Source organism: Gilvibacter sp., from assembly GCF_965601605.1.
Taxonomy (GTDB): Bacteria; Bacteroidota; Bacteroidia; order Flavobacteriales; family Flavobacteriaceae; genus Gilvibacter.
This window is the reverse complement of the sequence record NZ_CBFCWJ010000020.1, coordinates 16,094-40,685: the sequence shown is the minus strand read 5'-3', so window position 1 is coordinate 40,685 and position 24,592 is coordinate 16,094. Positions and strand designations below refer to the sequence as shown.

Sequence of the window (24,592 nt, the reverse complement as noted above, 5' to 3'; positions counted from 1 at the left end):
GAATTTTGTTTAAAATTCATCCCCGATGCAAAAGTACTTGTGTATTCTAGCCCTCTCCCTGATGGCTTTCAGTGGAGCGGCTCAAACCAGCGACCGCGCTTTTGCCGTAAATTCAAATGTACAGATTGATGTTTTAGCTGTCTATGAGGACGTAGTAGCTCAGGGTTATCATTCTGCCCAGGTGTACCGTAAATTAGCTAATGGACGTTATTTGGAACAGAAATTTGACGAGGCCAAAAAGTGGTATTCCAAACTTTTTGAGATGGATGAAACTCCAGAGGCTATAGAATATTTACGTTATGCGGAGACCCTTGAGGCCTTGGAGGAATTTGACTTGGCGCAAACCTACAAAGCGCAATACGATCAACTCAAAGATCAGGACTAAGCTCTAACAACTCTTTATACCGGAAACAAGAAGTGATGTGGTCATTGACCATGCCAGTGGCTTGCATATGGGCATAAACTACAGTGGTGCCCGCAAATTTAAATCCGCGTTTCTTTAGATCCTTACTTATTTTATCACTGAGTGGTGTGTTGGCGGGAACCTCACTCAATTTTTCAAAGCTGTTTACTATTGGTTTGCCTCCAGTAAACCCCCAAATGTATTTGCTAAAACTACCGAATTCCTCCTGCACTTTCATAAAAGCCTGAGCGTTACTGACCGTAGCCCGAACTTTCAATTTATTGCGGATGATACCTGAATCCAGCAGTAATTCTTGAATCTTGGCCTCCTTGTATTGCGCAATCTTTTTGTAATCAAAATTGTCAAAAGCCCGCCTGAAGTTTTCGCGCTTGCGCAACACAGTGATCCAACTCAGTCCGGCTTGGAAGGTCTCCAAGATCAGAAATTCAAACAAGGTGGGGTCGTCATAAACGGGTGTTCCCCATTCTTTATCGTGATAGTCGACATAAAGCGGATCACCTCCGCACCAAGAACACCTATTGATTTTATCCATGCTGCAATAATTAAGGAATTTCCTATGCAGCTTCAAGGTAGTAAGTTTTTTGTTTTATTTGCGTCTTAAAGGCTATGGAAACAATTATGGAAACCCCAACACTAAATTTGATCAAAGAAGGTCTTCAAGAGGCCATGTCTTATCAAGAATATAAAGAACTGGTTGATAAACACGCTGCTGAAGGATCAAACACCGGCCCTGAAGTAACGGAAGCCTTGGCGCAGTACACGCTGCTTAATCAACGCCGAATGAAACGTTGGGCCAAGACCTTCAAATTGGACCCTGCCGCTCAAGAGGCCATCGCTAATCACAAACAACCTTTAACTTGGTTGGTACTCACGGAAAGCTGGTGTGGAGACGCTGCTCACGCTACCCCTATCATGGATGCCTTTGCTCAGATTAATCCCAATATTGAGCTTAAGGTCTTATTGCGCGATGAGCATTTGCCGCTTATGGATGCCTTTTTGACCAATGGAGCTCGTTCTATTCCAAAGCTGATTGCTTTTGATCCCGAGCAAGAAACAGTCGTTGGGACTTGGGGGCCTAGACCTACTCCAGCCACCGCTATGGTGAATACCTATAAGGCAGAACACGGAAAACTTACTCCAGAGTTTAAACAAGATCTTCAGGTTTGGTACAACAAGGATAAAGGAAAGGCTATTGCTGCTGACCTTTTAGAATTGCTTTAACCCTGTCCGGGAAAATAGTAGGTAATACTTCCCAATTGAGAAGCGCGTTGTGCTTTTGAAAAGCGCGTTTGAGAGGCGTATTCCAAAGCTGCATCCCAAAGACAACCGTCAGTTGTTGTACTTGAGTTTTGGTTGATCTCTTGACCGATTACACGGCCTTGATTGTTTACGGTAATATTAACTACCACAGTTCCTGAACCCGCACAGGTATAGACTGGATTTGCGACATAGTTTGCGCTTCTATCCACTAAGCGATAGCGTATACTGGTATTGCTGTCGTTGCCATCAACGGCCTTTTGCTCTGGTGCTTCATAAGGGTCCGCTTTGTCAATGCTTGGATTGTCCTTGGCCGTTTCAACATCCTTAATGGCTTCATCTAAGGCTTTAAGTCTCTGATCAAAGTCATCTTGATCTTCTTGACTCTCATTGTTTAGCGCAGTAAGTTCTTTGCGAGTTTCGTTAAAGGCTTTGTGTGTGGAGGTTTGTGAGCTGCTTTTTGCTAACTCTTCTTGCAGTTCTTCTTCGAGCAGGTCTGCGAGTACTTCAATGTCGTACTCAGTTTCTGTTTCTACCGTTTCCCTTTTGCGGATCTGGTATCCCCAAAGTAGTAAGGCCAAATTCCCAGTAATGAGAAATGACAAAATAAATGCTTTTATGGAGGCATTGAATTTCATGGGGCTGAATTACTTGTGCTAATATACGCTCAAATCAGGATAAAAACCTAATTACAAGCCTTTTATGAAGGCTTCAAAAGTATTGATGTCCATTGCATCTTCAACGCTGTAGTCTCCTATTTTAGTGCGTCGTAGGGCAGAAAGATAGGCGCCGTTTTCCAAAGCTTTTCCAAAGTCATTGGCCAAGGAGCGAATGTAGGTTCCTTTGCTGCAGGCTACTAGAAAGTCTACCTCAGGCAGTTCAATACGCGTGAGTTCAAACTTTAAAATGTTCACCTGTCGGGATTTGATCTCGGTTTGTTGTCCTTTGCGCGCCAATTCGTAAAGGCGTTTTCCGTCTTGTTTTACGGCGGAGAAGATCGGTGGGTATTGAGTGATCTCGCCTTGAAATTGTTTTGTGGCCTCTTCAATAGCAGTGGCAGTCAATTCGTTGAGGTCAAACTCTTGATCAATTTCAGTTTCCATATCAAAACTTGGACGCGTAGCACCCAAGGTGAAGGTCCCAGTATATTCCTTATGCTGTGCCTGAAACTCGTTGATGCGTTTGGTGAACTTTCCAGTGCAGATCAATAGCAATCCTGTGGCCAATGGGTCTAGGGTTCCGGCATGTCCCACTTTAATCTTTTTAAACCCGAATTGTTTCTTGATGAGCCAGCGCACCTTATTGACGGCCTGAAAGGAGCTCCACTCCAAAGGCTTGTCAATAAGCAATAATTGTCCGTCTAAAAAGTCTTGTCCTGTCATTTTAGAAGTAGCTTACCGCTATGGCAATAAGACCCACGATCAAGCAGTAAATTGCAAAATAGGATAGCTTGGATTTTTTGACCAATTGAATCATCCAAGTACAGGCAATGATTCCACATATAAAGGCGGTTATGAATCCAGCACTAAGCGGTATTATCGGTGTGTCTGGACTGCTTAAAGCACCGTCCAGGATGTCCTTAGCGATCTTTCCAAAGATCAGGGGAATCACCATTAAAAATGAAAAGCGCGCGGCTTTTCCTTTATCGTTTCCAAGAAGAACGGAGGTTGCAATCGTAGAGCCAGATCGAGATATTCCCGGCAACATAGCCACGGCTTGGGCCACTCCAATAACAAAGGCGTTGCTGTAAGAGACTGGCTTTAGGGTGTTCTTGGCTCTATCGGCGAACCAGAGTAGAGCCGCTGTACATATCAGCATGGCTCCTACAAAGGCAATACTTCCGCCAAAGAACGCTTCCAATTCGGACTCAAAGAAAAACCCGATCAAAGCCGCTGGGATCATGGAGATCACAATTTTTAAAGAAAACTGAGTCTGCTCGTTCCACTTAAAACTCAACAAGCCTTTAATGATCTCTAAAATGTCTTTTCTAAATACTACAATAGTACTCAGAGCTGTAGCAAAATGAAGCACGACTGTAAAAAGGAGGCTCTCTTCAGGAACAGCATTGCCGCCCAAGATGGCTTTCCCTAATTCTAAATGTCCACTGGAAGAAACGGGTAGAAATTCTGTAAATCCTTGAATGATACCCAGAAGTATCGCATCGAGAAGCTCCATGGTTTATTGCTTCTTGTCTGTTTTGAGTAAGATGGCGTAAACTTCTATTCCGAAGCCTAGCAGCACTAAGAACGGTGCCAAGCGAATACGGCGCCAGTGGTAGATGTCTGGGTTAAAAACGTTCGGGTCGTCACTGCCTCCGCCGGCCATTAGAATAAACCCTAAGGCAATGCAGGCAAGACCGATCAGCATAAAGCGATAGTTCTTCTTGTTAAACACAAACTGAGGCTTGGACTGTTGTTTTCGTTTTTGTTCTCCCATCTAATCGAATTCGGTAAAAATAATAGAATCTCCAACCTGCAATTGTGCAATATGATTGGATACACCTACGGCAAATTTAGCTAAATGTACGCTAGCGGTCCGATTCAAGGCCATCTTTTTCAAAGAATTTAACGTCAATCCCTGTTCCAGCCCACGATTGATGTAGTATCGCTCTCCACTATCCGTCGTAAAAAATATGTCATAACTGCTGCCCTCATCAATGGCTGTGATCTTAATTTCTTTGACCACGCAGTCTTCAGGCTGGGTGTCTTCTATCACAAATAGTTTTAAAGCCAAGTAGCCCAAAAGAATCAAAAGGGCAAAGAATCCGAGGAGTATCAGTAAGGTCTTTCGCATCTCAAAAAGTTAATTGTATAACTCATCGATGCGTAAATTCAAAAAGCGTTGCGTTGCAAAATAGGTGCTGGCCCAGGAAATCAAGAACCCAAAGAGTAGTACACCAGCAAATAATCCACCCAGTAGAACCTTGTCATCCAAGAGATTCAGCTCTGCAAAACTCTTCTGTAAATAATACAGTACTCCAACCATGCCTCCCATAGCTAAAAGGGCACTGAGCAATCCCAGTTTTATATTTTGCCATATGAACGGACGGCGAATAAAGGCCTTAGTAGCCCCTACCATTTGCATGGTTTTAATGGTAAAACGCTTTGCATAAACAGAAAGTCTGATGGAACTGTTGATCAGCAGCACTGCAATTACTAAGAAGATTCCAGTTATAACCAGCATCCACAGACTGATCCGTTTTACATTGCTCTCCAGCTTTTCAACTAAGGGCTTATCGTATTCCACCTCTTCAACAAAAGGTTTGTCCAAAAGTTCGTTGGTGATCTCTTCAAAAGTGTCTGCAGTTACATAATCCGCATTGAGGTATACATCAATACTGTTTTGTAAAGGGTTATAGCCCAAATAGTCCATAAAGTCTTCCCCAATGGCTTCTGAGTGGGCCTCGGCTGCTTGTTGCTTAGAGACATAGGTGGCAGATTTTACGTAATCTGCCATAGCTAAACCTTGGCGAAGTTGAGTCACATCAGCTTCTTTGGCATCGTCCTTTAAATAAACCGAGAAAGGGATCTGTTCCTTAAAGTAATCGCCAACCTGTTTAGAATTCAAAACGATCAATCCCAACATACCCAAAAGGAAAAGAACTAAAGTGATACTCAATACCACAGAGAAGTAGGAGGAGATCAGGCGTCTTTTTTGAAACTTTTCGTACTTGGAACTCATAAATGATCGGCTTTGCAAGGATAAAAATACACCCTTTTTTGTGTTGTGCCTTAATAACGTCCAAAGAATTGATTTTCGTCTGTTTAATTTTCAAATAGCGCAATATTGTTGCTCACCCGCTATAGCCTATTGGCACAATAATTTTTACCTTTGCGGCTGTTGTTTACACAACGTTCAGAATACAAATCAGTCCACAGAATCAGGCAATGAGCAGTTATCATTTTAATGCTATTGAGAAAAAATGGCAAGACTATTGGGCCACCGAGCAGTCCTTTAAGGCTTCTAACAATTCAGAAGATCCCAAATACTATGTGTTGGATATGTTTCCTTACCCTTCTGGGGCGGGACTTCACGTAGGACACCCGCTAGGCTATATTGCCAGTGATATCTACTCGCGTTATAAAAGACATCAAGGTTTCAATGTCTTGCATCCTCAAGGGTATGATTCCTTCGGATTGCCAGCAGAGCAGTACGCCATACAGACAGGGCAGCATCCTGCCATAACTACCAAGGATAATATTGCGCGTTACCGCGAGCAATTGGACAAAATGGGCTTCTCTTTTGATTGGTCACGAGAGGTGCGTACTTCAGATCCGGAGTACTACCGTTGGACCCAATGGATCTTCCAACAGTTGTATGAAAGCTGGTATTGTGAAGCTCATGAGCAGGCTTATGGTATTGCAGAACTGGTTAAAGTATTTGAAGAAGAAGGAAATTCTGGGATCAACGCCCGTTGTGATAGTGAAGTGGTGCCTTTTACCGCTGAGACCTGGAACAACTACAGCGACGAGCGCAAACAAAAGGTTCTTTTACAGTACCGCTTGGCCTATTTGGCAGAGACTGAAGTAAACTGGTGTCCGGGCTTAGGAACTGTTTTGGCCAATGATGAGATTGTCAATGGAGTGAGCGAGCGCGGCGGATTCCCGGTGATCCGTAAAAAGATGCTCCAATGGAGTATGCGCATCTCTGCCTACGCGGAGCGCTTATTGCAAGGGTTGGAGACCATTGATTGGACGGATTCTCTTAAAGAATCGCAGCGCAATTGGATCGGTAAATCTGTTGGAGCTTCCGTGATCTTTAAAGTGATCTCTGAGGATGTCAACATTGCTGGTGCGCCTATTGAAGTGTTTACTACGCGTCCTGATACCATTTTTGGAGCCACTTTTGTCACCTTGGCGCCAGAGCATGATTTGGTTGGAAAGATCACCACTCATCAGCAGCGCAAGGCCGTTGCAGAATATATTGAGGCTACTGCCAAGCGCTCCGAGCGCGACCGTATGGCCGATGTAAAAAATATTACTGGTGTATTTACGGGAGCTTATGCAAAGCATCCGTTGACCGAGGAGCCAGTTCCGATCTGGATTGGAGATTACGTTCTGGCAGGTTACGGGACTGGAGCGGTTATGGCCGTTCCTTGTGGAGACCAGCGTGATTGGGATTTTGCTCGTCACTTTGATATCCCAATTACGAATATCTTTGAAGGGGTTGACATCTCGGAAGAAGCACATACCGACAAAGAAGGTACTGTGATTGCCAATAGCGACTTTGTGAGCGGGATGCCTTATAAAGAAGCCTTTAATGCAGTTATAGAAAAATTGGAAGCTTTGGGTAGCGGGAAACGCAAGGTAAACTACCGTCTGCGTGATGCCGTTTTCTCCAGACAGCGTTATTGGGGAGAGCCATTCCCGGTATATTATGTAAAAGGATTGCCACAGATGATCCCAAGTGAGCATTTGCCACTCGCATTGCCTGAGGTTGAAAAATATTTACCCACAGAAGATGGAGACCCGCCATTAGGCCGTGCAGACATCTGGGCTTGGGATACGGAAAACAATACCGTAGTTCCGAATGACAAGGTTGATCATATGACGGTCTTTCCTTTGGAATTGAATACCATGCCTGGTTGGGCTGGCAGTAGCTGGTACTTCTTCCGTTATATGGATGCTCAAAATTCAGGAGCCTTTGCCAGCGAAGAAGCACTAGACTATTGGCAAAACGTGGACCTCTACATTGGAGGGAGCGAGCATGCTACAGGTCACTTGCTCTACAGTCGTTTTTGGGTGAAATTCTTGTATGATCGCGGTTTCATTAAAGTAGATGAGCCTTTTAAAAAGCTGATCAATCAGGGGATGATCTTGGGGACAAGTGCCTTGGTTTATCGTAAAAAAGGAACCAACACTTATTTGTCTGCAGGTTTGGCCAAAGAGGCCGATACGGATGCCCTGCGCGTAGATGTTAATCTGGTCAATGCTTCAGACGAATTGGACGTAGAAGCTTTGAAGAAGTGGCAGCCGCAGTTCCAGGATGCCGAATTTGTGTTAGAGGATGGTAAATATGTGGTTGGACGTGAAGTAGAGAAAATGTCCAAACGTTGGTTCAACGTAGTTAACCCAGACGATATCTGCGAACAGTACGGAGCCGATACGCTGCGTATGTATGAAATGTTCTTAGGACCGTTGGAACAAGCCAAGCCATGGAACACCGCTGGGATCACTGGAGTGCACAGTTTCTTGAAAAAGCTCTGGAAACTATATCACTCTGGACCAGAAGGCAGTTTCAATGCTACAGATGCAGAACCAACTGCAGAGCAGCTCAAGACCTTGCATAAAACCATCAAAAAAGTAACAGAGGATATTGAGGCCTTTAGCTTTAATACCTCGGTCTCTACTTTTATGATTGCCGTGAATGAACTGACTGCTTCTAAATGCAACAGCCGCGCAATTTTGGAACCATTGGCCGTATTGATCTCGCCTTATGCGCCGCATATTGCGGAGGAGCTTTGGGAGAAATTAGGTCACCAAGGCGGAGTTTCTAAAGTCAAGTATCCAGAATTCAAGCCGGAGTATTTGGTGGAGAGCACTAAGGCGTATCCTATTTCCTTTAACGGAAAGATGCGTTTTACTATGGAGTTGCCAATGGATATGGACAAGGCGGAGATTGAAGCTACCGTTTTGGCTGATGAAAAAACACAACAGTATTTGGAAGGGCGCACACCTAAGCGTGTGATTGTAGTACCTGGAAAGATCGTTAACATAGTGGGATAATGAGAATCTTGTTTTTCTTTTTGCTGATCAGTTCTATTGCTTTTGGACAAGACCAGTCTGCGGATTCTGTGGTATTTCCGGACGACTTTTTTGGTCGATATACGGGAAAGCTAACCATTGATAATGGTTCCAATGTTCAAGAGATCGACATGACTTTTGAACTCTCTGCCACGGATCAAGAAGGCGTTTATAACTACGTATTGGGATACCAAGGACAGCCAGCGCGCCAATATTTGCTCAAAACAGTGAATGCAGAGAAGGGCTTGTATCAGGTAGATGAGCAGAATGACATCATCTTGGACGCTCGACTAAGCGGTTGGACCCTGACAAGTATTTTTGAAGTACAGGGCAATTTGATCACCACTCGGGAAGAGTTCTTTACCGATGGCAGAATGATCTTTGAGATCACGATGGTTCAAACTGCCGCTCCCGTTTTGACCGGAGGAACTTCTGACGAGATTCCAGAAGTCAAGAGCTATCCGATCCGCGTGGTACAAAAAGCATATCTGACGCGTCGCGACTAAAAATCTGACAAAATTTCCCCTTTTTTATTTGGCAGACATTTTGCGGTCTCTTTGTATATTTAAATAGTTAAAAAAGACAACAGATGTTTGGATACTATATATTGGGTGGAATCATCTTCTTGGTGAGTGCCTATGTGAGCAACACCCTCAAAAGCAAATTCAAGAAATACTCTAAGGTTCGTTTGCAAAATGGCATGAGTGGAGCGGAGATCGCTCAAAAGATGCTCGATGACCACGGCATTCGAGATGTTGAGGTAATTTCTACCCCTGGAATGCTAACGGATCATTACAATCCAATGAAGAAAACAGTAAACCTCAGTGAAGGGGTATACAGTCAGCGTAACGCGGCTGCAGCAGCAGTGGCTGCCCATGAGGTGGGTCACGCCGTGCAACATGCCACAGCCTACTCTTGGCTTACCATGCGCTCTAAAATTGTCCCTGCCGTGGGGATTGCCAGTAAGCTTTCCAATATTGTGATCATTGCGGGACTTGTTTTGGCTTCTATGGGTAATGCATTAGGCACGCCAGTTTTTGGAATTGGAATTGGCCTCTTTGCGGTAACTACAATTTTCGCTTTTATCACTTTACCTGTTGAGTTTGACGCCTCAAACCGCGCTTTGGCTTGGTTGGAACGTGAAAACATGGTAACCCAACAAGAATATGCAGGTTCTAAGGACGCTTTAAAATGGGCTGCGCGCACCTATGTGGTAGCTGCGCTTGGATCATTAGCGACCTTGGTGTACTTTATTATGATGTTTATGGGAAGTAGAGACTAACCGATGATATTGTCTGGGTTGTATCCCAGATAATCGGCAAAGTTCTCCTTAAAGATGATCCCGTAATCCTCCAGCTCTTTCAGAATAGGTTCATAGACTTCCTTGGCGATGGGAATTTGAACTCCTGGAGTGGTAATCTCACCATTTAAGATCTTTAAAGCGGCTATGGCTACAGGCAGTCCCACTGTTTTGGCCATGGCCGTTTCTACAGTATCCTCTCCTATAATAACCATATTGGAATCGATCTGTTTGCGTTTGCCATTGAGTTCGTAACCAAACTTGTGGTACATCACAATCATGTCCTTGTCATTTTCATCCAAGGTCCATTTGTCCATTAAGATCTTTTGAAGCGCCTGTGCAGGAGTAGCATTTTCAATGCCGATGGTCTTTTGATTGTTGAACAGATCCAGTTCCATGAGTTTGTCCCACATCACATCGTCTTGATCAATTTTCAAATTGTGACGCATTTTGAGTTCCACGGAATCCGTGGGCGAGTAGGGTAGAAAACAGTTCACGAATTCACGATAGGTCATATCCTCCGTGTTTTGCAAATGATAACTATCGTCCGTCATTCCCAACTGCACAAACATATTCCAAGCGCGTGAGTAGCCCACACGTCTTATGGTTCCTCGGTATAGGGTTAATACATCTTCCAAACCATAGGCCTCCCGATACTTTAGTGAATTTCGGTTTGCATAAGCTTCAAAGCGTCCGTAACCTTCAATATCTAAGAATTCAGTTCTTCTAAACAAACGGTGGTAAGGAATGTATTTATAAGTGCCTTCCTGAATAAACTCCGCAGCGCCTCCCTGACCCGCTACAACCACATTGCGCGGATTCCAGGTGAATTTATAATGCCAAAGGTTGTTGTCGCTCTCTGGGGCGATCAATCCACCAGTAAAGGATTCAAACAAAAGCATCTTTCCACCACCATCTCTAATACGATCAATGACCTGCATGGCACTCATATGATCAATCCCTGGGTCCAATCCAATCTCATTCATAAAGACCAAACCTTTGGATTTTACCTTGGTGTCTAAGCTCAACATTTCATCACTCACATAAGATGCAGTGACCATGTGTTTTCCAAATTCCAAGCAGTCTTTAGCCACTTCAATATGGAAGCGAGCCGGTAACATAGAAATCACAAGATCGGCACTCTCCACGGCTGTTCTGCGGTCTTTTTCATTAAAAACATCGAGCAGGATTGCACGAGCATTTGGATGCCCCTCGGTAAACTTCTGAGCCGCTTGAATAGACTGATCGCCTATAGTTATGCTTAAATTTTCTGAGGCTGATTTATCCAGCAAATAGTTGATCAAACTGCTGGCAGAACGACCAGCTCCAATAATTAAAATTTCACGCATGGCGGCTTAATTTTGTACCTTCGTAGTGGTGCGAAAATACAAATTGTACCTCTTAGCTCATGCGCATTGAACACAAAAATTTTGCTCTCGCGGGAATAATCTTCACCGCCCTTTCGATTGTTTTAGGTGCCTTTGGAGCGCATGCCCTTGAGGCTGTGCTCTCTGCTGAAAAGTTGGCGAATTTTGAGGTCGGTGTACGTTATCAAGTGTATCAAGGATTGGCTATGTTGTGGCTTTCTTTAGTGACCCTTAAGAATACCAAAGCCCAAAAGCAGGTGTATTGGCTTTGGGTCATCGGGGTTATTTTCTTCTCGGGATCCTTATACATCCTAGCCATGAATGAGTATTGGGATTTTAAGCCCGGTCCCTTGGTCTTTATTACCCCTTTGGGCGGCACCTTGTTAATTATCGGCTGGCTGCGACTACTGTTTGCAGTATGGCGTAAATCCTAAGTAAAAAGGCAGATTTCGTGCCTTGTTTGCGCATTAATTTCTATTTTTGTAATCGAATTAGACATCTAATAAATTAAAAATAATGGTCGACAACACTCCTTCCACGAAAACGATTTCGTTAGACAACTACGGAATAAAGAACGCGAAGGTTAACTACCAACTAACGCCAAAACAATTACACGACATTACCATTGCCAAGGGCATGGGTCGCGAAGCCTACAACGGCGCACTTGCGGTAAATACAGGAGAATTCACAGGACGGTCCCCCATGGACCGTTTTATCGTTAAAGACGATATCACCCGCGATAAGATCTGGTGGGGTCCTATCAATATTCCCTTTGATTCCGATAAGTTTGATGCGCTCTACGATAAGCTTGCAGCCTATTTGAGCGACAAGGAAATCTATGTGCGTGATTGTTATGCTTGTGCAGATCCGAACTACCGAACAGACATCCGTGTGATCAATGAATATCCATGGTCCAATATGTTTGTGTACAATATGTTTTTACGTCCTGAGGCGAATGAGCTTGAAGGCTTTACTCCAGAATGGACGGTGATCAATGCTCCTGGATTCATGGCAGAAGCAGAACTGGACGGAACCCGTCAGCATAACTTTGCCATTTTGAACTTTACTAGAAAGACTGCCATTGTTGGTGGTACTGCTTATACTGGAGAGATCAAAAAAGGTATTTTCAGTTCCTTGAATTTTACACTGCCTGTTTTTGAGAATACCTTGCCAATGCACTGTTCTGCAAACGTTGGGAAAGATGGAGATACTTCTATTTTCTTCGGACTTTCGGGTACCGGAAAAACAACTTTATCTGCAGATCCGAACAGAAAACTCATCGGTGACGATGAGCACGGTTGGACCGCTGAGAATACCATTTTCAACTTTGAGGGTGGGTGCTACGCTAAGGTGATCAATATGTCTCGCGAAAGTGAACCAGAGATCTACGATGCGATCAAAAAAGGAGCGATCCTCGAGAACGTGATCATGGACGATGAAGGAGTTGTGGACTACACGGACTCTTCGATTACACAGAACACGCGCGTAAGCTATCCGATCTATCATATTGAGAATATTCAAGTGCCTTCCATCGGGAAGAATCCTAAGAACATCTTCTTTTTAACGGCGGATGCTTTTGGCGTACTGCCTCCAATCTCAAAACTGACTCCAGGCCAAGCAGCGTATCACTTCATTAGTGGATATACTGCAAAGGTTGCTGGTACAGAAGCTGGAATTGATGAGCCTGTTCCGAGTTTCTCAGCTTGTTTTGGAGCGCCGTTTATGCCTTTGCACCCAACCAAATACGCAGAAATGCTGAGCAAGAAAATGCAAGAAGCCGGTGTAAATGTTTGGTTGGTCAATACAGGATGGACCGGAGGACCTTATGGTGTAGGTAAGCGTATGAAGCTCAAGTACACCCGTGCAATGATCACTGCGGCTATGGACGGAAGCTTAGAAGCGGCCAATAAGGACAACTATCACATTCACTCTGTATTTGGAGTGCATCAGCCAAGAACTTGTCCAAATGTTCCAGATGAGGTATTAAGCCCGCGTAAGACTTGGAACAATGATGAAGGTTATTATAAAACAGCGGCTAAGCTGACCACAAGCTTTAGAGAGAACTTTAAGCAGTTTGAAGATATGGCGAGTGAAGAAATTCTAGCTGGAGGTCCTTTGAAATAATCAAAGACTTATATAAAACAAAAAAGCTCCGCATTTGCGGAGCTTTTTTTATTTCTTCTTGTTGACTTCGGCGATGTACTTTTCAAGCGCCATAGTCATGGAAGGCGTTTCTGGAGTCGGGGCTTGGATGTTGATGTCCAATCCGCGTTCTGAAGCCGCTTTCACTGTAGTATTACCAAATACGGCAATACGAGTATCGTTTTGTTCAAAGTCTGGGAAGTTCTCAAAGAGTGACTTAATTCCACTGGGACTAAAGAACACTAAAATGTCGTAGTATACATTGCGCAGGTCTGAAAGATCACTCACTACCGTTTTGTAAAAAGTAGCTTGCTTCCAGGTCACTCCAAGATCGTTAAGCAAAGCAGGAACCGTTGGCTTCAGCATATCTGATGAAGGCAATAGGAAAGATTCGTTCTTATACTTTTTGATCAGCGGAGTCAATTCTGCAAAGGTTCGTTTACCGACATAGATTTTACGCTTGCGGTAAACAACATATTTTTGAAGGTAGTAGGCAACAGCTTCAGACTGGCAGAAGTACTTTAGTGTGTCTGGCACTTTAAAGCGCATTTCTTCAGCAATTCTAAAGAAATGATCTACCGCATTACGGCTGGTCAATATAATTGCAGTATAACTGGCAAGATCTACCTTTTGGGAGCGTACGTCTTTGGCAGATACACCTTCAACGTGAATGAAGGGTCTAAAGTCGATCTTTACCTTATGCTTATCAACCAAGTTGAAGTAAGGAGAATTCTCCACTTTAGGCTCTGGTTGAGACACCAAAATTGTTTTCACTTTCATATCCCCGTTTTTTCTTTTTCGTCCCTTTAATTCAGCGCTTTAAACAGCAGAATAAAGGGTGAAATTTCAAGTGCGCAAAGATATAAAATAAAATAGAAGAAATTGCGAAAAATAAGGTTTTCGTTGTTTTTGTAGCTGTAAATCAGCCCCATGAGGTAACCCAGTGTGGCCAGCCCACTAGCAATATATAAGACCCAAGGATTCTTCAAGGGGCCAAAATAGTAGACAACACTGGCCAGCAAAAGGCCAAGTCCAATCAGATTCAGGAAGTTTAAATTTTCAAAAACATAGGCCTGAACCAAATTTTCAAGTTTAAAAACGATCCCGATCAAACGCGTTAGAATAAGTTTGGCACTAAAAAAGGCGAAGATTCCCGCAGTCAATTGCAAAAACAGTGCAATTTCAAGTGTTTTTTCCGGTTGAATCCCTTGGGACAACAATGCCAAAAACAATCCGGCTCCGATCAAGCCAACAATAAACAAAAGCAAACTAAAGGGGTTAGCCGTGTTTTGATGCTTCCCAGATAGGATGAAGTATCTGTTGGTATAAGGCAATTGCAAGAAGCTTCTAAAACTCTCGCGATAATTATAGGCTGCAACCGACATCACGATCAAACACCCGACAATCAGGCTGATGATCCAAGTGTCGGAATTGATTTCGCGAAGATTAAGTTGGCTTATTTCCACGAGTTAAAGGTAGGTTAAATGCGGCTTTTACAGGACTAATCAATTACAAAAATCTTCACATTTCTTTAGTCGAAAACAACTACATTTGCCTCAAAACAGGCATGTCAGACGGACTTGTAGTCATACCCACTTATAATGAGGCAGAGAATATCTCTCGCCTGCTGCGCAATGTGTTCTCGTTGCAGCGAGCACTGGATGTATTGGTGGTAGATGATAATTCTCCAGACGGTACGGCTCAGATTGTAAAAGACCTGCAAAAGGAATATGCAGGTCGGTTATTCTTGGAGCAGCGTGAAGGCAAACAAGGTTTGGGAACTGCCTATATCCACGGCTTTAAATGGGCGTTGTCTCGTGATTACGGGTATATCTTTGAAATGGATGCCGATTTCTCCCACAATCCCAACGATCTATTACGCCTGTACAATGCCTGCGCTAAACAAGGAGCTGATCTAGCTGTTGGATCTCGTTATAAAACGGGAGTAAATGTGGTCAATTGGCCCATGAGTCGCGTGCTTTTAAGCTGGATTGCTTCTAAATACGTAAGATTCATTACCCGAATGAAAGTCTGCGATACCACTGCTGGATTTGTGTGTTATAAGCGTGAAGTCTTGGAAGCAATACAATTGGACAAAATACGCTTTGTTGGCTATGCGTTTCAGATAGAAATGAAGTACAAAGCCTATTTATTAAATTTTAAAATCACAGAGGTTCCCGTTATCTTTACCGACCGAACTCAGGGGGAGTCTAAGATGAGTAAGGGAATCATATCCGAAGCCATATTTGGCGTGATAGGAATGCGGATCAAACGCCTATTTGGACGTTTGGAGCTCTAGTCGCCCCTCTGTAATACCAAACAATGAGAGATATACTGATAAAGAACGCCCAAATTGTCAATGAAGGGCAGGTGAGCAAAGGAGATGTACTCATAAGCGGTGAGCGAATTGCTGAGGTTGCCGATAGCATAAGTGTAAAATCTGCGGATACTAAAGTGATTGATGCAGACGGTTCCTACCTGATCCCGGGTATGATTGATGATCAGGTGCATTTTAGAGAGCCTGGACTTACCCATAAAGCTGATATTGAAAGTGAATCTAAAGCCGCTGTTGCGGGGGGAATCACCACTTTTATAGAACAACCCAATACCATCCCACAAGCAACTACCATTAAGTTGTTGGAAGAGAAATTCAGCCGAGCGTCTGAGGTGTCTTGGGCCAACTACTCTTTTATGTTTGGCGGTACCAATGACAATTTGGAAGAATTGAAGCAAGTGGATCCACAAAAAGTGGCGGGGATAAAACTCTTTTTAGGTTCTTCTACTGGAAATATGTTGGTAGATGATCCAGAGGTGTTAGAGGCGATTTTCTCTAGTACCAGCCTTAGAATTTCTGTACACTGTGAGGACGAGCAAACCATTCGTGAGAACTTGGCCAAGCACAAGGAGATCTACGGAGACGATATTCCAATGGAATTACACCCTGTAATCCGAAGTGAAGAGGCTTGTTATATTTCTTCAAGTCAGGCAGTTGCTTTGGCTAAGAAGACCGGAGCGCGTTTGCATGTATTCCATCTTTCCACAGCCAAAGAGACCAAACTCTTTAGCAATAAAAAGGCCTTAAAGGATAAACAAATTACTGCTGAGGTTTGTGTGCACCACCTGCACTTTACAGACGCAGATTATAAGACCAAAGGTTCTAAGATCAAATGGAACCCTGCGGTAAAGACTGCTAAGGACAAAGAAGGACTTTGGAAAGCTTTACTCAACGATAAGATTGACGTGATCGCTACAGACCACGCACCGCATACGGTAGAAGAAAAGGCCAACCCCTACACTTCTGCACCATCTGGTGGACCTCTTGTGCAGCACGCTGTTGTAGCACTTATGGAATATGTGCATCAAGGAGTGATCTCAGTAGAGAAGTTGGTGGAGAAAATGTGTCACAACCCTGCTATCCTTTTTGAAATCGCAGATCGTGGTTACATCCGCGAGGGTTATAAAGCGGATTTGGTTTTGATCGATCCTAGTGCTCCATGGACGGTGAACAAGGACAATATCATGTACAAATGCGGATGGTCTCCTTTTGAAGGAACCAGCTTTAAGTCTCGCGTGACGCACACCTTTGTCAATGGTACTTTGGCCTATGAGAATTTTAATCTTTTGGAGAAACCCAAAGCAGAGCGTTTGACCTTTAATCGTTAATGAAGCAGATCGGATACATAGCAATGGCTTTACTTTTATGGCAGTGTCAGGATATCCGATATCCAGAGGCTCCGGACAACCTCATTGATCGGGCGACCATGATCGAGGTCTATACCGATGCTTATTTGGCCAATGCTTCTAAGAATTTCAACCGAACCGTCTTACTAAGAGAACAGGTCGCGCTAACAGAATACGTCTACAAAAAGTACGGGATTGACAGTTTGCAATACGAGCAAAGCAATGCCTATTACAGTGCAGATCTGGATAATTACAAAAAGATGTTTGAGCAGGTTCAACTGAACATCAATGAACGCTTTGCTGTAGTAGATTCCATAGTTACCCTGGAAGAGGAACGCAAGAAACGCGAACGCGATTCCATGCGCGAGGTCAATAAGCGCCGCAGAGATAGTTTAGGTTTAGGCGGGAAGGACAGTTTGGACGTAGAATTGGACGAGCCAGAACATCCTGCAGATTCTATAACAAAACCTGAGGCTCCAAAACGTACACTACAAGGAGAGATCACACCGCGATCTAAGGACGATTCTCAGCGGTAAACGCCGCACAAATTCGATCTAGACTTTCTTCAATAGGTGTAAAATTGAAATCCAATTCTGCTTTTATCTTTTCACTGGAATAATTGGAAACTGAGTACAGGGAAGGTATTAGTGAATAAGACAGCTTTTGTTCTGTTCCAAGCAGACGGCTTTTGATTGCGTCTAGGAACGCAAGGACGTACATCACAAATTTTGGGACTAGACGTTTTGGCGGTTTTTTGCCAAGTCGACTTCCAAGTAAACCAAAAAGCTCTTTATACTCGAGGTTTTTAGTTGCAAGCAGGTACTTCTGCCCATTGGCTTTTGGGTCATTGGCCACTAAAATGCTGGCCCGTACCACGTCTTTAACATCGACAAAACCAGAACCTCCCGGCGTGTAAAACGGAACGCCCTTTGCTGCTCGCTTGATTATGCTTCCGCTGGCGGAGTCCCAATGGCCTTCTCCTAAAATAACAGCTGGGAGCAGCATACTTACTTGCAGTCCTTCTTGCCCGCCTCGCCAAACTTCCATTTCGGCTCCGTATTTAGAAATGGCGTAAACGCTTCCGGGTTGCTGCGGATTCCATTCGGTTTTCTCAGTAGTAGGTTGATCTCCTAAGGGAGTGCCCAAGGTCGCTACCGAACTTATATGACACAGTTTCTTTACTCCTGCGCCTAATGCGACATTGACCAAATTGGCGGTACCTTCAATATTGATCTTTCGGAGTTTTTTGCGTTGCCGCGGATCAAAACTGATAAAGGCCGCACAATGATAGATCTGTGAAATGTCTTTACAGGCTTTTTCTAAGGAGGTCAGATCGAGCAGGTCTGCTTGAACCCATTCCAGTTTGTGCTGTTGGGCTTTGGCAGCTTCGTTTTTGCTGAGTAAATCCAAAACACGATTTTGGCCTGCCTGATCACGATAAATGGCGCGTACTGCTTCTTGCTGCTTCAACAATTGACACAGCAAGTGACTCCCAACCAAACCTGTAGCTCCTGTCACTAGAATCATATTGCGAATTTACTGTAATATGGCCGAATACCGCTAAAAATGCGGTTGTGACTTTCATATTGAAAAGTGGACGGCTATCTTTGCCCAAAATTTAACGCGATGCCGAGCAATTTTGTAGAAGAACTGCAATGGAGAGGGATGATCCACGATGTGATGCCCGATACAGAAGAACACCTTAATGAGGCTATGAGAGCGGCCTACGTAGGCTTTGATCCTACCGCAGATTCGCTGCATATTGGAAACTTGGTGCCCATTATGCTCTTGGCACACTTTCAACGTGCAGGACACAAACCGGTAGCTTTAGTTGGAGGTGCGACAGGAATGATTGGTGATCCATCTGGAAAGTCCAGTGAGCGTAACTTGCTTGATGAGGCTACGCTACGTCACAATCAAGAATGTGTACGCGCTCAATTGTCGCACTTTTTGGACTTTGATTCCGGAGCTGAGAATCAGGCGGTGATGGTAAACAACTACGACTGGATGAAAGAATTCTCCTTTTTGGATTTCATCCGCGATGTTGGAAAGCACATCACTGTAAACTATATGATGGCCAAAGATTCTGTGAAGAATCGTCTCACGGGAGAAGGCGCCCAAGGAATGTCCTTTACCGAGTTCACGTATCAGCTTGTTCAAGGTTATGACTTTTTACACCTCTATCAGAACGAAGATTGCACCTTGCAAATGGGCGGTAGTGATCAGTGGGGAAATATCACCACGGGAACGGAATTGATCCGTAGAATCGGTGGTGGAAAAGGCTTTGCCTTGACCTGTCCGTTGATCACAAAAAGTGATGGAAGCAAATTTGGGAAGAGTGAAGGCGGAAACGTTTGGTTGGATCCAAAGAGAACTTCACCATATAAATTCTATCAGTACTGGATCAACTCCGCAGACGAGGACGCAGAAAAATACATCAAGATCTTTACTTTCTTGGATCAGCAGACGGTGGAATCTTTAATTGCTGAGCATAAAGAGCAGCCGCATATGCGTTTGTTACAAAAGCGTTTGGCAGAAGAGGTGACCACTACCGTTCACGGCAAAGAAGCCTTAGAGCAAGCCGTTGCAGCATCAAACATACTTTTTGGAAAATCTACGGCAGATAGTCTTCGTGCTTTGGATGAACAAACCTTTTTGGATGTGTTCTCTGGAGTGCCTCAAGCTGAACTTTCTCGTGCCAGTTTAGAAGAAGGGGTGGATATGATCGCAGCTTTGGTAGAGCACTCAGGCTTTCTAAAATCCAACGGTGAGGCCCGACGTGCCCTTAAGGAAAACTCTATTTCTTTGAACAAGGAAAAGGTGAATGAATCCAAGACCTTAAACGCATCGGATTTAATAAACAACAAGTTTATACTGCTGCAACGCGGAAAGAAAAACTATCTGGTCTATAAGATCAACGACTAATAAGAAAAGCCCGCTCCTAACGAAGCGGGCTTTTTTCTAACCAACTAATTAACTAACCAAATTATGAAGATTAACTTTTCTTTCTCATATGAAACGCGTTTTAGCAGCGCGATTAAAAAGTTACTTTCTCATTCTTGGGTATTCAGTCGGATATAATTTAATTCCTTACAAAAAATTTGAAACCTCTGGAAAAGGGACCATTGTACTGATCAAAACAGCAATGGAATTTTTCACAATAAGGGTAATGGATACCAGTAAACTCGCCACCATGGTTGCTACGGAGGCGTTGTTGTTTTTAATGGATTCGAACTCATTGATGCCTTTAGTCAAGGCAGAAAACAAGAGGAACACAGCCCCGTTGATCAAGACTGCAATGATAAAACCTACCGTCAAACTCAATCCTGCATAGGTCAAAACCTGTCCGGTGCTCAGGCCTGGGTCTTGGACAACTGCCGTTCGTATTACATTGGTAATGGAAGGAACCAACTCGCTCAGAATTAATCCGATGGAAATAAAGATCCCCGCACAGAAAATAGCAAAGGCCTGATTGGAAGCTTCCAAGGCTTCATTGCGAAAGAAAAACAGTTTGAGCAGTTTAAAGCTCATAAAAAAGATACCTACAGAGAGGATTAGACCAATAACGATCTCTAAAACGGATAGATAAAACAAGTTGTCCATAACCAATTATTTACTTCTTAATACGATGTTCCAATGCGAAAGGTCATTCATGCTTGCGCCCATTTGACCAATTCGGAAATATTTTGAGGTGGTCTCCCACACATAATAGCGTTTGCCACGCCAGACCTTGTATTGACCACTGGCGGGGATGTTTAATCCAAGCACAGAGTGACGGTAAAAATTACTGTTCAAGATCGCCACGTCATAGTCAAAGTGTTTGAGTACACTGTAGATCAAAACGGTACGTGTGTCACAATCCCCTTTTAGTGTTGCGATAAATTCCACCGGAGCCTGAATGCCATATTGTTTATTGCCAATACAACATTCCGGGCAGTTTTCAAGTACTTCAGATATAGTCTCATCACTGTACTGATCTGCCGGGAGGCAAGCTCCAGAAAAGACCAGAGCATACGGGATGTCCTGGATGCAAGTGGTAACCATCTGCGCAAATTCCATTTGATTGAGCTGGTGCTCCTGTTGTAAAAGCGCAAAGGTTTCAAAGAGTAGCTCCAAACTGTCTTCATTGCGACTTTCTAAAAAAGCATAGAGTTCTCCCCAAAAGAGCTCCGGATCCCCGCGATGTTGGTACTGAGCAGAGATGTCTTTGAGGCGGGCGTAATCTTCTTGGGTAACACGCAATGGGCCTTCATAAGCGTTCCCGGCATTGTCCTTCCAACTTCTGTAAGAGCTCCAAATAGGCACCGCTTGCTCATTGACGTAAAGGGTGTCTGCCGAAACTACGTTTTCCTCTGAGTAATCAAAGCTATAGGTTTGGGTGTGTTCTGCAACCTTGTTGAGAAAACCCGCAAAACAAAACACCACCACCAAGATGAAAATGAGTCTGTAGCGGATCCGTGAATTAAGACCTAGTTCTTCTTTGGGTTTAAGCATTTGCTTAACCAACCAACTACAAGCCACAACGGCAATAAAGTAAATTATGCCAGGGCGCACACCAAAGGCGTACAGAAAGCCAAAGACGGCCACTGTAATTAGTAGTAAAAGTACGAGCCACAAACAGCCTCTAGCTAGATTGTCGCTTGTTTTACTCATTTAAAGAACCATTAGATTGCATCCGCGTAGATCGCTTTGATCAAATCTACCTAAAATTTCGAAACTGCCATCAGTTTGAATTTTACCCAAATCCTGTGTGGCCAAAAAGCTGCAGGAATAATAGTTGGCCAGATCAATGATAGAGATGCCACCAGTGGCTCCTTGAGTGTATTCAAAAGGATCGTTCGGTTGCCGCGTCAGTACCTTCATCCAAGGCGGGGTAGAAAATCTGCCAGTCTCTCCTGCATAGGCTTGAGAAAGGAGTTCGGTCATGCCGTATTCTGAATGGATGGCCTTAGCGCCAAAAGAGGCTTTTAGTTCTGTGTGAAGTTCACTGCGGATGAGTTCCTTACGGCGTCCTTTCATACCTCCAGTTTCAATGACTATGCCGTGTTGAATTGAGAGCGGCCCAAGGCTTGCCAAGTCTAATAGGGCAAAAGAAACTCCAATGAGCACATATTTTTGCGCTTTGGATTCAAGACCTTCAATGGTTGAACGCAACTTCTCAAGATCATCGAGATAGAAACCGCTTTCAGCATTTCCGCTTTTTTTGATCCAATGATCAACCATATAGACTAGTGAGGCGTCTTTGCGCTCCAAATAACTCGGCAATAATCCCAGAATGACATAATCCTCTAAAGGACCGTAGGAGCGTTCAAAACCTTCATTGAAGCTCAGTTCATAAAGACTGGGATCTGCCACATAATGTGTGCTGGGAACACTTCCTGTGGTTCCGCTGCTCCTAAAGATGAGTTCGGGAGATTTTTCTGAGGCGATCAGTTTATGATCTTTAAAAAGGGAAACGGGTAAAAATGGCAGGTCCTCCAATTTTTGAACATTGGAAGGATCTCGCTTTAAGTGATTGCAAAATTCTCGGTAGGGAGTACAATGCTCATATTGGTATGCAAAGACCTGTAAGGCCGATTCCAAAAAGTTGGAGGCTGTGGTATTTAACAACAGTTCTTTGGGATTCATACCGGCGGATTTGCTCGGTAAAATTAGGCAAAAAAAAAGCGCTTCCCCAAGGAGAAGCGCCATTCATATTTAATGAAAAAAGCTCGAATTAACGAACCACTAATTTCTTAGTAGAAGTGAATCCATTCTCAGTTACTTGAACCAAGTAGATTCCTGAGCTAAGCGCTCCGATGTTCAAACGTGAGTTGGTCACTTGAGACTGCAATACGCGCTGTCCAAGTACGTCGTATACAACAACGTCTTTGGTTTGGTTTGTAGCAGAAACAATGTTAAGTACGTCTCCGTTTGCAGGGTTTGGATACATGCTAAATCCGTTGTTGTCTTGAGTGTCAACACCCAATACTTCTTCTCCTTCTACAAGGACATTGTCAATGAACATAGCCTCAGAACCAGAGTTAGAACGGAATTCAATAACCAATTGGATAGTAGATCCTGCAGGTACACTTGCAGATCCGTTGATCCAAGAACCTTCAATACCAAGGTCGTTGATGTCACTTCCAAAAGTATTAAGGATATCGATCTCAGAAGATCCTGTGATGTCTCTTACAAAGATGCGGATCACATCATTACCACTGCTATTAGCACCATCAGAATACTCATAACCAGTTTCCTGAATCCAGTAGTCTAGACTTACTGTTACGTTTTCAAAATCAGTTAGGTCAATCTCTTCAAACTCAACGATCATGTTTCCGTCAGAATCTTGGAATTGATACCCCTGAACTCCATCAGTATAGGCTCCGACAGTTCCAGTAAAGTTAGTTACTCCGACAAAATCACCATCTGTTAAACCAGAACCTGGCTCATCATACGGCTCGTAACGAGCATTAACTTCCATCTCTGTTCCGCCAAATTGGTCTACTGGAGTTTCTCCAGCGTTGTTGATAAGGTCGTGAGCGGTATTAGCGTCACCAGTGTCGTTGTACTGACCGTCGTTAACTCCGGCTTCAATCACTTCCTCTTCAAAACTTGTACTTGAAATTACTACCGTCTGCGCCTGCATCATTCCAGCTAGCATAAGGGTTGCAATAAGTGTAATTTTCTTCATTAGAATTTAGTTAAAATTGATTGTGACAAAGATACAAAGTTTGCAAAAACGGCTTCTTAAATAATCTCTAAATATCACCTCTTAACCATATAATAACACGGGCTTTAATGCTTCTCACAGAGTCAATTAGGCCGAAGATGCTATGTTAACCGAATGTTTTGATTGCTTTACATAAAGTTTATATCTTGTAATCAAGCTAGAGAAGCGCATTTAAATAACATTATCTTTGGGTCAACCAGATATGTTTAAATTGTTTCTGGCTACTGAATGAGCGTCAAGACCATTGTGTCCTTTGGCTGAAAAATTTGAAATCGATGAAAAAAAAGGATATGAAGATCCTCCTGGTTGACGACGAGCCAGACATCTTAGAAATCGTTGGGTATAACCTTTCCAATGAAGGATATCAATTGACCACCGCAGAAAACGGACTAGAGGCCATTGAAGTGGCCAAAAAGATCAATCCGCATTTGATCATCCTCGATGTAATGATGCCAGAAATGGACGGCATGGAAGCTTGTGAGAAATTGCGCGCTATTCCGGCCCTTTCAGACACTATCATTACCTTTTTGACCGCTCGTGGAGAAGACTATTCTCAAGTTGCCGGTTTTGAGGCTGGTGCTGACGACTATATCACCAAACCCATCAAACCAAAAGTATTGGTTAGTAAAGTAAAAGCTTTGTTGCGTCGTTTTAAGGATGCTGACGAATCTAGTGCTGCTGTGAGTCTAGGTGATTTGGTGATCAACCGTGAAGAATACAAGATCATTAAAAAAGGCAAAGAGCTGTTCTTGCCGCGCAAAGAGTTTGAACTCTTGGCGCTATTGGCTTCTAAACCGGGAAAAGTCTTTAAACGTGAAGAGATCTTAGAGAAGGTTTGGGGTAATGAAGTGATTGTTGGTGGTAGAACCATTGATGTGCACATAAGAAAGCTCCGTGAAAAAATAGGAGATAACAGCTTTAAAACAGTCAAGGGTGTAGGCTATAAGTTTATTGTCTAAATCCTAT

The 24,592-nt window shown here is 43.6% G+C and carries 27 protein-coding genes; 12 read left to right on the top strand and 15 right to left on the bottom strand.

What is annotated here, in order from left to right; genetic code table 11:
• Positions 1-25 precede the first annotated feature (25 nt).
• Complete coding sequence (locus ACSLP7_RS05595) at positions 26-385, top strand: hypothetical protein (RefSeq protein WP_435578398.1); 360 nt, start codon at positions 26-28, stop codon at positions 383-385.
• Here the strand turns inward: ACSLP7_RS05595 and ACSLP7_RS05590 are convergent.
• Positions 369-956, bottom strand: a complete 588-nt coding sequence (locus ACSLP7_RS05590) for a DNA-3-methyladenine glycosylase I (RefSeq protein WP_435578397.1) — start codon at positions 954-956, stop codon at positions 369-371. The genes ACSLP7_RS05595 and ACSLP7_RS05590 overlap by 17 nt on opposite strands.
• Before the next feature lie 74 nt (positions 957-1,030).
• Between ACSLP7_RS05590 and ACSLP7_RS05585 the strand changes: the two genes are divergently transcribed.
• Positions 1,031-1,645 (top strand): thioredoxin family protein, encoded by a 615-nt coding sequence (locus ACSLP7_RS05585; RefSeq protein ID WP_435578396.1) that lies wholly within the window; start codon positions 1,031-1,033, stop codon positions 1,643-1,645.
• Here the strand turns inward: ACSLP7_RS05585 and ACSLP7_RS05580 are convergent.
• From ACSLP7_RS05580 to ACSLP7_RS05555, 6 genes are read right to left on the bottom strand one after another with little or no spacing between them, the layout of a single operon-like run.
• Positions 1,642-2,319, bottom strand: coding sequence for an energy transducer TonB family protein (locus ACSLP7_RS05580; RefSeq protein WP_435578395.1), 678 nt, complete (start codon positions 2,317-2,319; stop codon positions 1,642-1,644). The two genes, ACSLP7_RS05585 and ACSLP7_RS05580, sit on opposite strands and share 4 nt — an antisense overlap.
• A 51-nt stretch (positions 2,320-2,370) precedes the next feature.
• Entirely contained in the window at positions 2,371-3,063 is a 693-nt protein-coding gene (gene truB / locus ACSLP7_RS05575; protein WP_435578394.1) for a tRNA pseudouridine(55) synthase TruB, read from the bottom strand.
• Position 3,064: 1 nt separating this feature from the next.
• Positions 3,065-3,856 carry an undecaprenyl-diphosphate phosphatase gene (locus ACSLP7_RS05570; RefSeq protein ID WP_435578393.1) on the bottom strand — a complete coding sequence of 264 codons (792 nt, stop codon included), beginning with the start codon at positions 3,854-3,856 and terminating at the stop codon, positions 3,065-3,067.
• Positions 3,857-3,859: 3 nt separating this feature from the next.
• Positions 3,860-4,117, bottom strand: coding sequence for a DUF3098 domain-containing protein (locus ACSLP7_RS05565; RefSeq protein WP_435578392.1), 258 nt, complete (start codon positions 4,115-4,117; stop codon positions 3,860-3,862).
• Positions 4,118-4,474, bottom strand: a complete 357-nt coding sequence (locus ACSLP7_RS05560) for a hypothetical protein (RefSeq protein WP_435578391.1) — start codon at positions 4,472-4,474, stop codon at positions 4,118-4,120. It lies immediately after the preceding gene.
• Between the two features lie 9 nt (positions 4,475-4,483).
• Positions 4,484-5,362, bottom strand: coding sequence for a cell division protein FtsX (locus ACSLP7_RS05555; protein ID WP_291182799.1), 879 nt, complete (start codon positions 5,360-5,362; stop codon positions 4,484-4,486).
• Between the two features lie 206 nt (positions 5,363-5,568).
• Here ACSLP7_RS05555 and leuS point away from each other — a divergent pair, with 206 nt between their 5' ends.
• The 3 genes from leuS to ACSLP7_RS05540 all read left to right on the top strand — a co-directional run bounded on the left by leuS (position 5,569) and on the right by ACSLP7_RS05540 (position 9,706).
• A complete protein-coding gene (gene leuS / locus ACSLP7_RS05550) occupies positions 5,569-8,406 on the top strand; it encodes a leucine--tRNA ligase (RefSeq protein WP_435578390.1) in 2,838 nt (945 codons plus the stop codon).
• On the top strand, positions 8,406-8,930 hold the full coding sequence (locus ACSLP7_RS05545) for a hypothetical protein (protein ID WP_435578389.1): 525 nt from the start codon (positions 8,406-8,408) through the stop codon (positions 8,928-8,930). Before leuS ends, ACSLP7_RS05545 begins: the two co-directional genes overlap by 1 nt.
• An 83-nt stretch (positions 8,931-9,013) precedes the next feature.
• Entirely contained in the window at positions 9,014-9,706 is a 693-nt protein-coding gene (locus ACSLP7_RS05540) for a zinc metallopeptidase (RefSeq protein WP_291182805.1), read from the top strand.
• On the opposite strand, the gene ACSLP7_RS05535 is transcribed toward ACSLP7_RS05540, so the two are convergent.
• On the bottom strand, positions 9,703-11,073 hold the full coding sequence (locus ACSLP7_RS05535) for a saccharopine dehydrogenase family protein (protein ID WP_435578388.1): 1,371 nt from the start codon (positions 11,071-11,073) through the stop codon (positions 9,703-9,705). The two genes, ACSLP7_RS05540 and ACSLP7_RS05535, sit on opposite strands and share 4 nt — an antisense overlap.
• 59 nt (positions 11,074-11,132) lie before the next feature.
• On the opposite strand from ACSLP7_RS05535, the gene ACSLP7_RS05530 reads away from it, so the two are divergent.
• On the top strand, positions 11,133-11,525 hold the full coding sequence (locus ACSLP7_RS05530) for a DUF423 domain-containing protein (RefSeq protein WP_435578387.1): 393 nt from the start codon (positions 11,133-11,135) through the stop codon (positions 11,523-11,525).
• Between the two features lie 82 nt (positions 11,526-11,607).
• Positions 11,608-13,215: a phosphoenolpyruvate carboxykinase (ATP) gene (gene pckA, locus ACSLP7_RS05525; protein ID WP_435578386.1), complete on the top strand. Its 1,608-nt coding sequence runs from the start codon at positions 11,608-11,610 to the stop codon at positions 13,213-13,215.
• A gap of 48 nt (positions 13,216-13,263) precedes the next feature.
• Here pckA and ACSLP7_RS05520 read toward each other — a convergent pair whose 3' ends face one another.
• The gene (locus ACSLP7_RS05520; protein ID WP_272831364.1) at positions 13,264-14,013 is read right to left on the bottom strand and encodes a uroporphyrinogen-III synthase; all 750 of its coding nucleotides are present in this window, start codon (positions 14,011-14,013) and stop codon (positions 13,264-13,266) included.
• Between the two features lie 26 nt (positions 14,014-14,039).
• Positions 14,040-14,699, bottom strand: coding sequence for a DUF4271 domain-containing protein (locus ACSLP7_RS05515; protein WP_435578385.1), 660 nt, complete (start codon positions 14,697-14,699; stop codon positions 14,040-14,042).
• 101 nt (positions 14,700-14,800) lie between these two features.
• Here ACSLP7_RS05515 and ACSLP7_RS05510 point away from each other — a divergent pair, with 101 nt between their 5' ends.
• The 3 genes from ACSLP7_RS05510 to ACSLP7_RS05500 are packed head-to-tail and all read left to right on the top strand — an operon-like array spanning position 14,801 to position 17,450.
• The gene (locus ACSLP7_RS05510) at positions 14,801-15,532 is read left to right on the top strand and encodes a polyprenol monophosphomannose synthase (protein ID WP_435578384.1); all 732 of its coding nucleotides are present in this window, start codon (positions 14,801-14,803) and stop codon (positions 15,530-15,532) included.
• 23 nt (positions 15,533-15,555) lie between these two features.
• Entirely contained in the window at positions 15,556-16,896 is a 1,341-nt protein-coding gene (locus tag ACSLP7_RS05505; RefSeq protein ID WP_435578383.1) for a dihydroorotase, read from the top strand.
• Positions 16,896-17,450: a DUF4296 domain-containing protein gene (locus tag ACSLP7_RS05500; protein ID WP_435578382.1), complete on the top strand. Its 555-nt coding sequence runs from the start codon at positions 16,896-16,898 to the stop codon at positions 17,448-17,450. Before ACSLP7_RS05505 ends, ACSLP7_RS05500 begins: the two co-directional genes overlap by 1 nt.
• On the opposite strand, the gene ACSLP7_RS05495 is transcribed toward ACSLP7_RS05500, so the two are convergent.
• Positions 17,428-18,441: an NAD-dependent epimerase/dehydratase family protein gene (locus ACSLP7_RS05495; protein WP_435578381.1), complete on the bottom strand. Its 1,014-nt coding sequence runs from the start codon at positions 18,439-18,441 to the stop codon at positions 17,428-17,430. The two genes, ACSLP7_RS05500 and ACSLP7_RS05495, sit on opposite strands and share 23 nt — an antisense overlap.
• A gap of 99 nt (positions 18,442-18,540) precedes the next feature.
• Between ACSLP7_RS05495 and tyrS the strand changes: the two genes are divergently transcribed.
• On the top strand, positions 18,541-19,839 hold the full coding sequence (gene tyrS / locus ACSLP7_RS05490; protein WP_435578380.1) for a tyrosine--tRNA ligase: 1,299 nt from the start codon (positions 18,541-18,543) through the stop codon (positions 19,837-19,839).
• Positions 19,840-20,004: 165 nt separating this feature from the next.
• Here the strand turns inward: tyrS and ACSLP7_RS05485 are convergent, their stop codons facing one another.
• From ACSLP7_RS05485 to ACSLP7_RS05470, 4 genes are all read right to left on the bottom strand, one after another.
• Positions 20,005-20,517 (bottom strand): DUF350 domain-containing protein, encoded by a 513-nt coding sequence (locus tag ACSLP7_RS05485; protein WP_291182827.1) that lies wholly within the window; start codon positions 20,515-20,517, stop codon positions 20,005-20,007.
• Between the two features lie 6 nt (positions 20,518-20,523).
• Positions 20,524-21,567 carry a hypothetical protein gene (locus ACSLP7_RS05480; RefSeq protein ID WP_435578379.1) on the bottom strand — a complete coding sequence of 348 codons (1,044 nt, stop codon included), beginning with the start codon at positions 21,565-21,567 and terminating at the stop codon, positions 20,524-20,526.
• Positions 21,568-22,542: an acyl transferase gene (locus ACSLP7_RS05475; RefSeq protein ID WP_435578378.1), complete on the bottom strand. Its 975-nt coding sequence runs from the start codon at positions 22,540-22,542 to the stop codon at positions 21,568-21,570.
• Between the two features lie 88 nt (positions 22,543-22,630).
• Entirely contained in the window at positions 22,631-23,587 is a 957-nt protein-coding gene (locus tag ACSLP7_RS05470) for a T9SS type A sorting domain-containing protein (RefSeq protein ID WP_435578377.1), read from the bottom strand.
• Between the two features lie 314 nt (positions 23,588-23,901).
• On the opposite strand from ACSLP7_RS05470, the gene ACSLP7_RS05465 reads away from it, so the two are divergent.
• Positions 23,902-24,585, top strand: coding sequence for a response regulator transcription factor (locus ACSLP7_RS05465; RefSeq protein ID WP_435578376.1), 684 nt, complete (start codon positions 23,902-23,904; stop codon positions 24,583-24,585).
• The last annotated feature ends 7 nt before the right edge of the window (positions 24,586-24,592 follow it).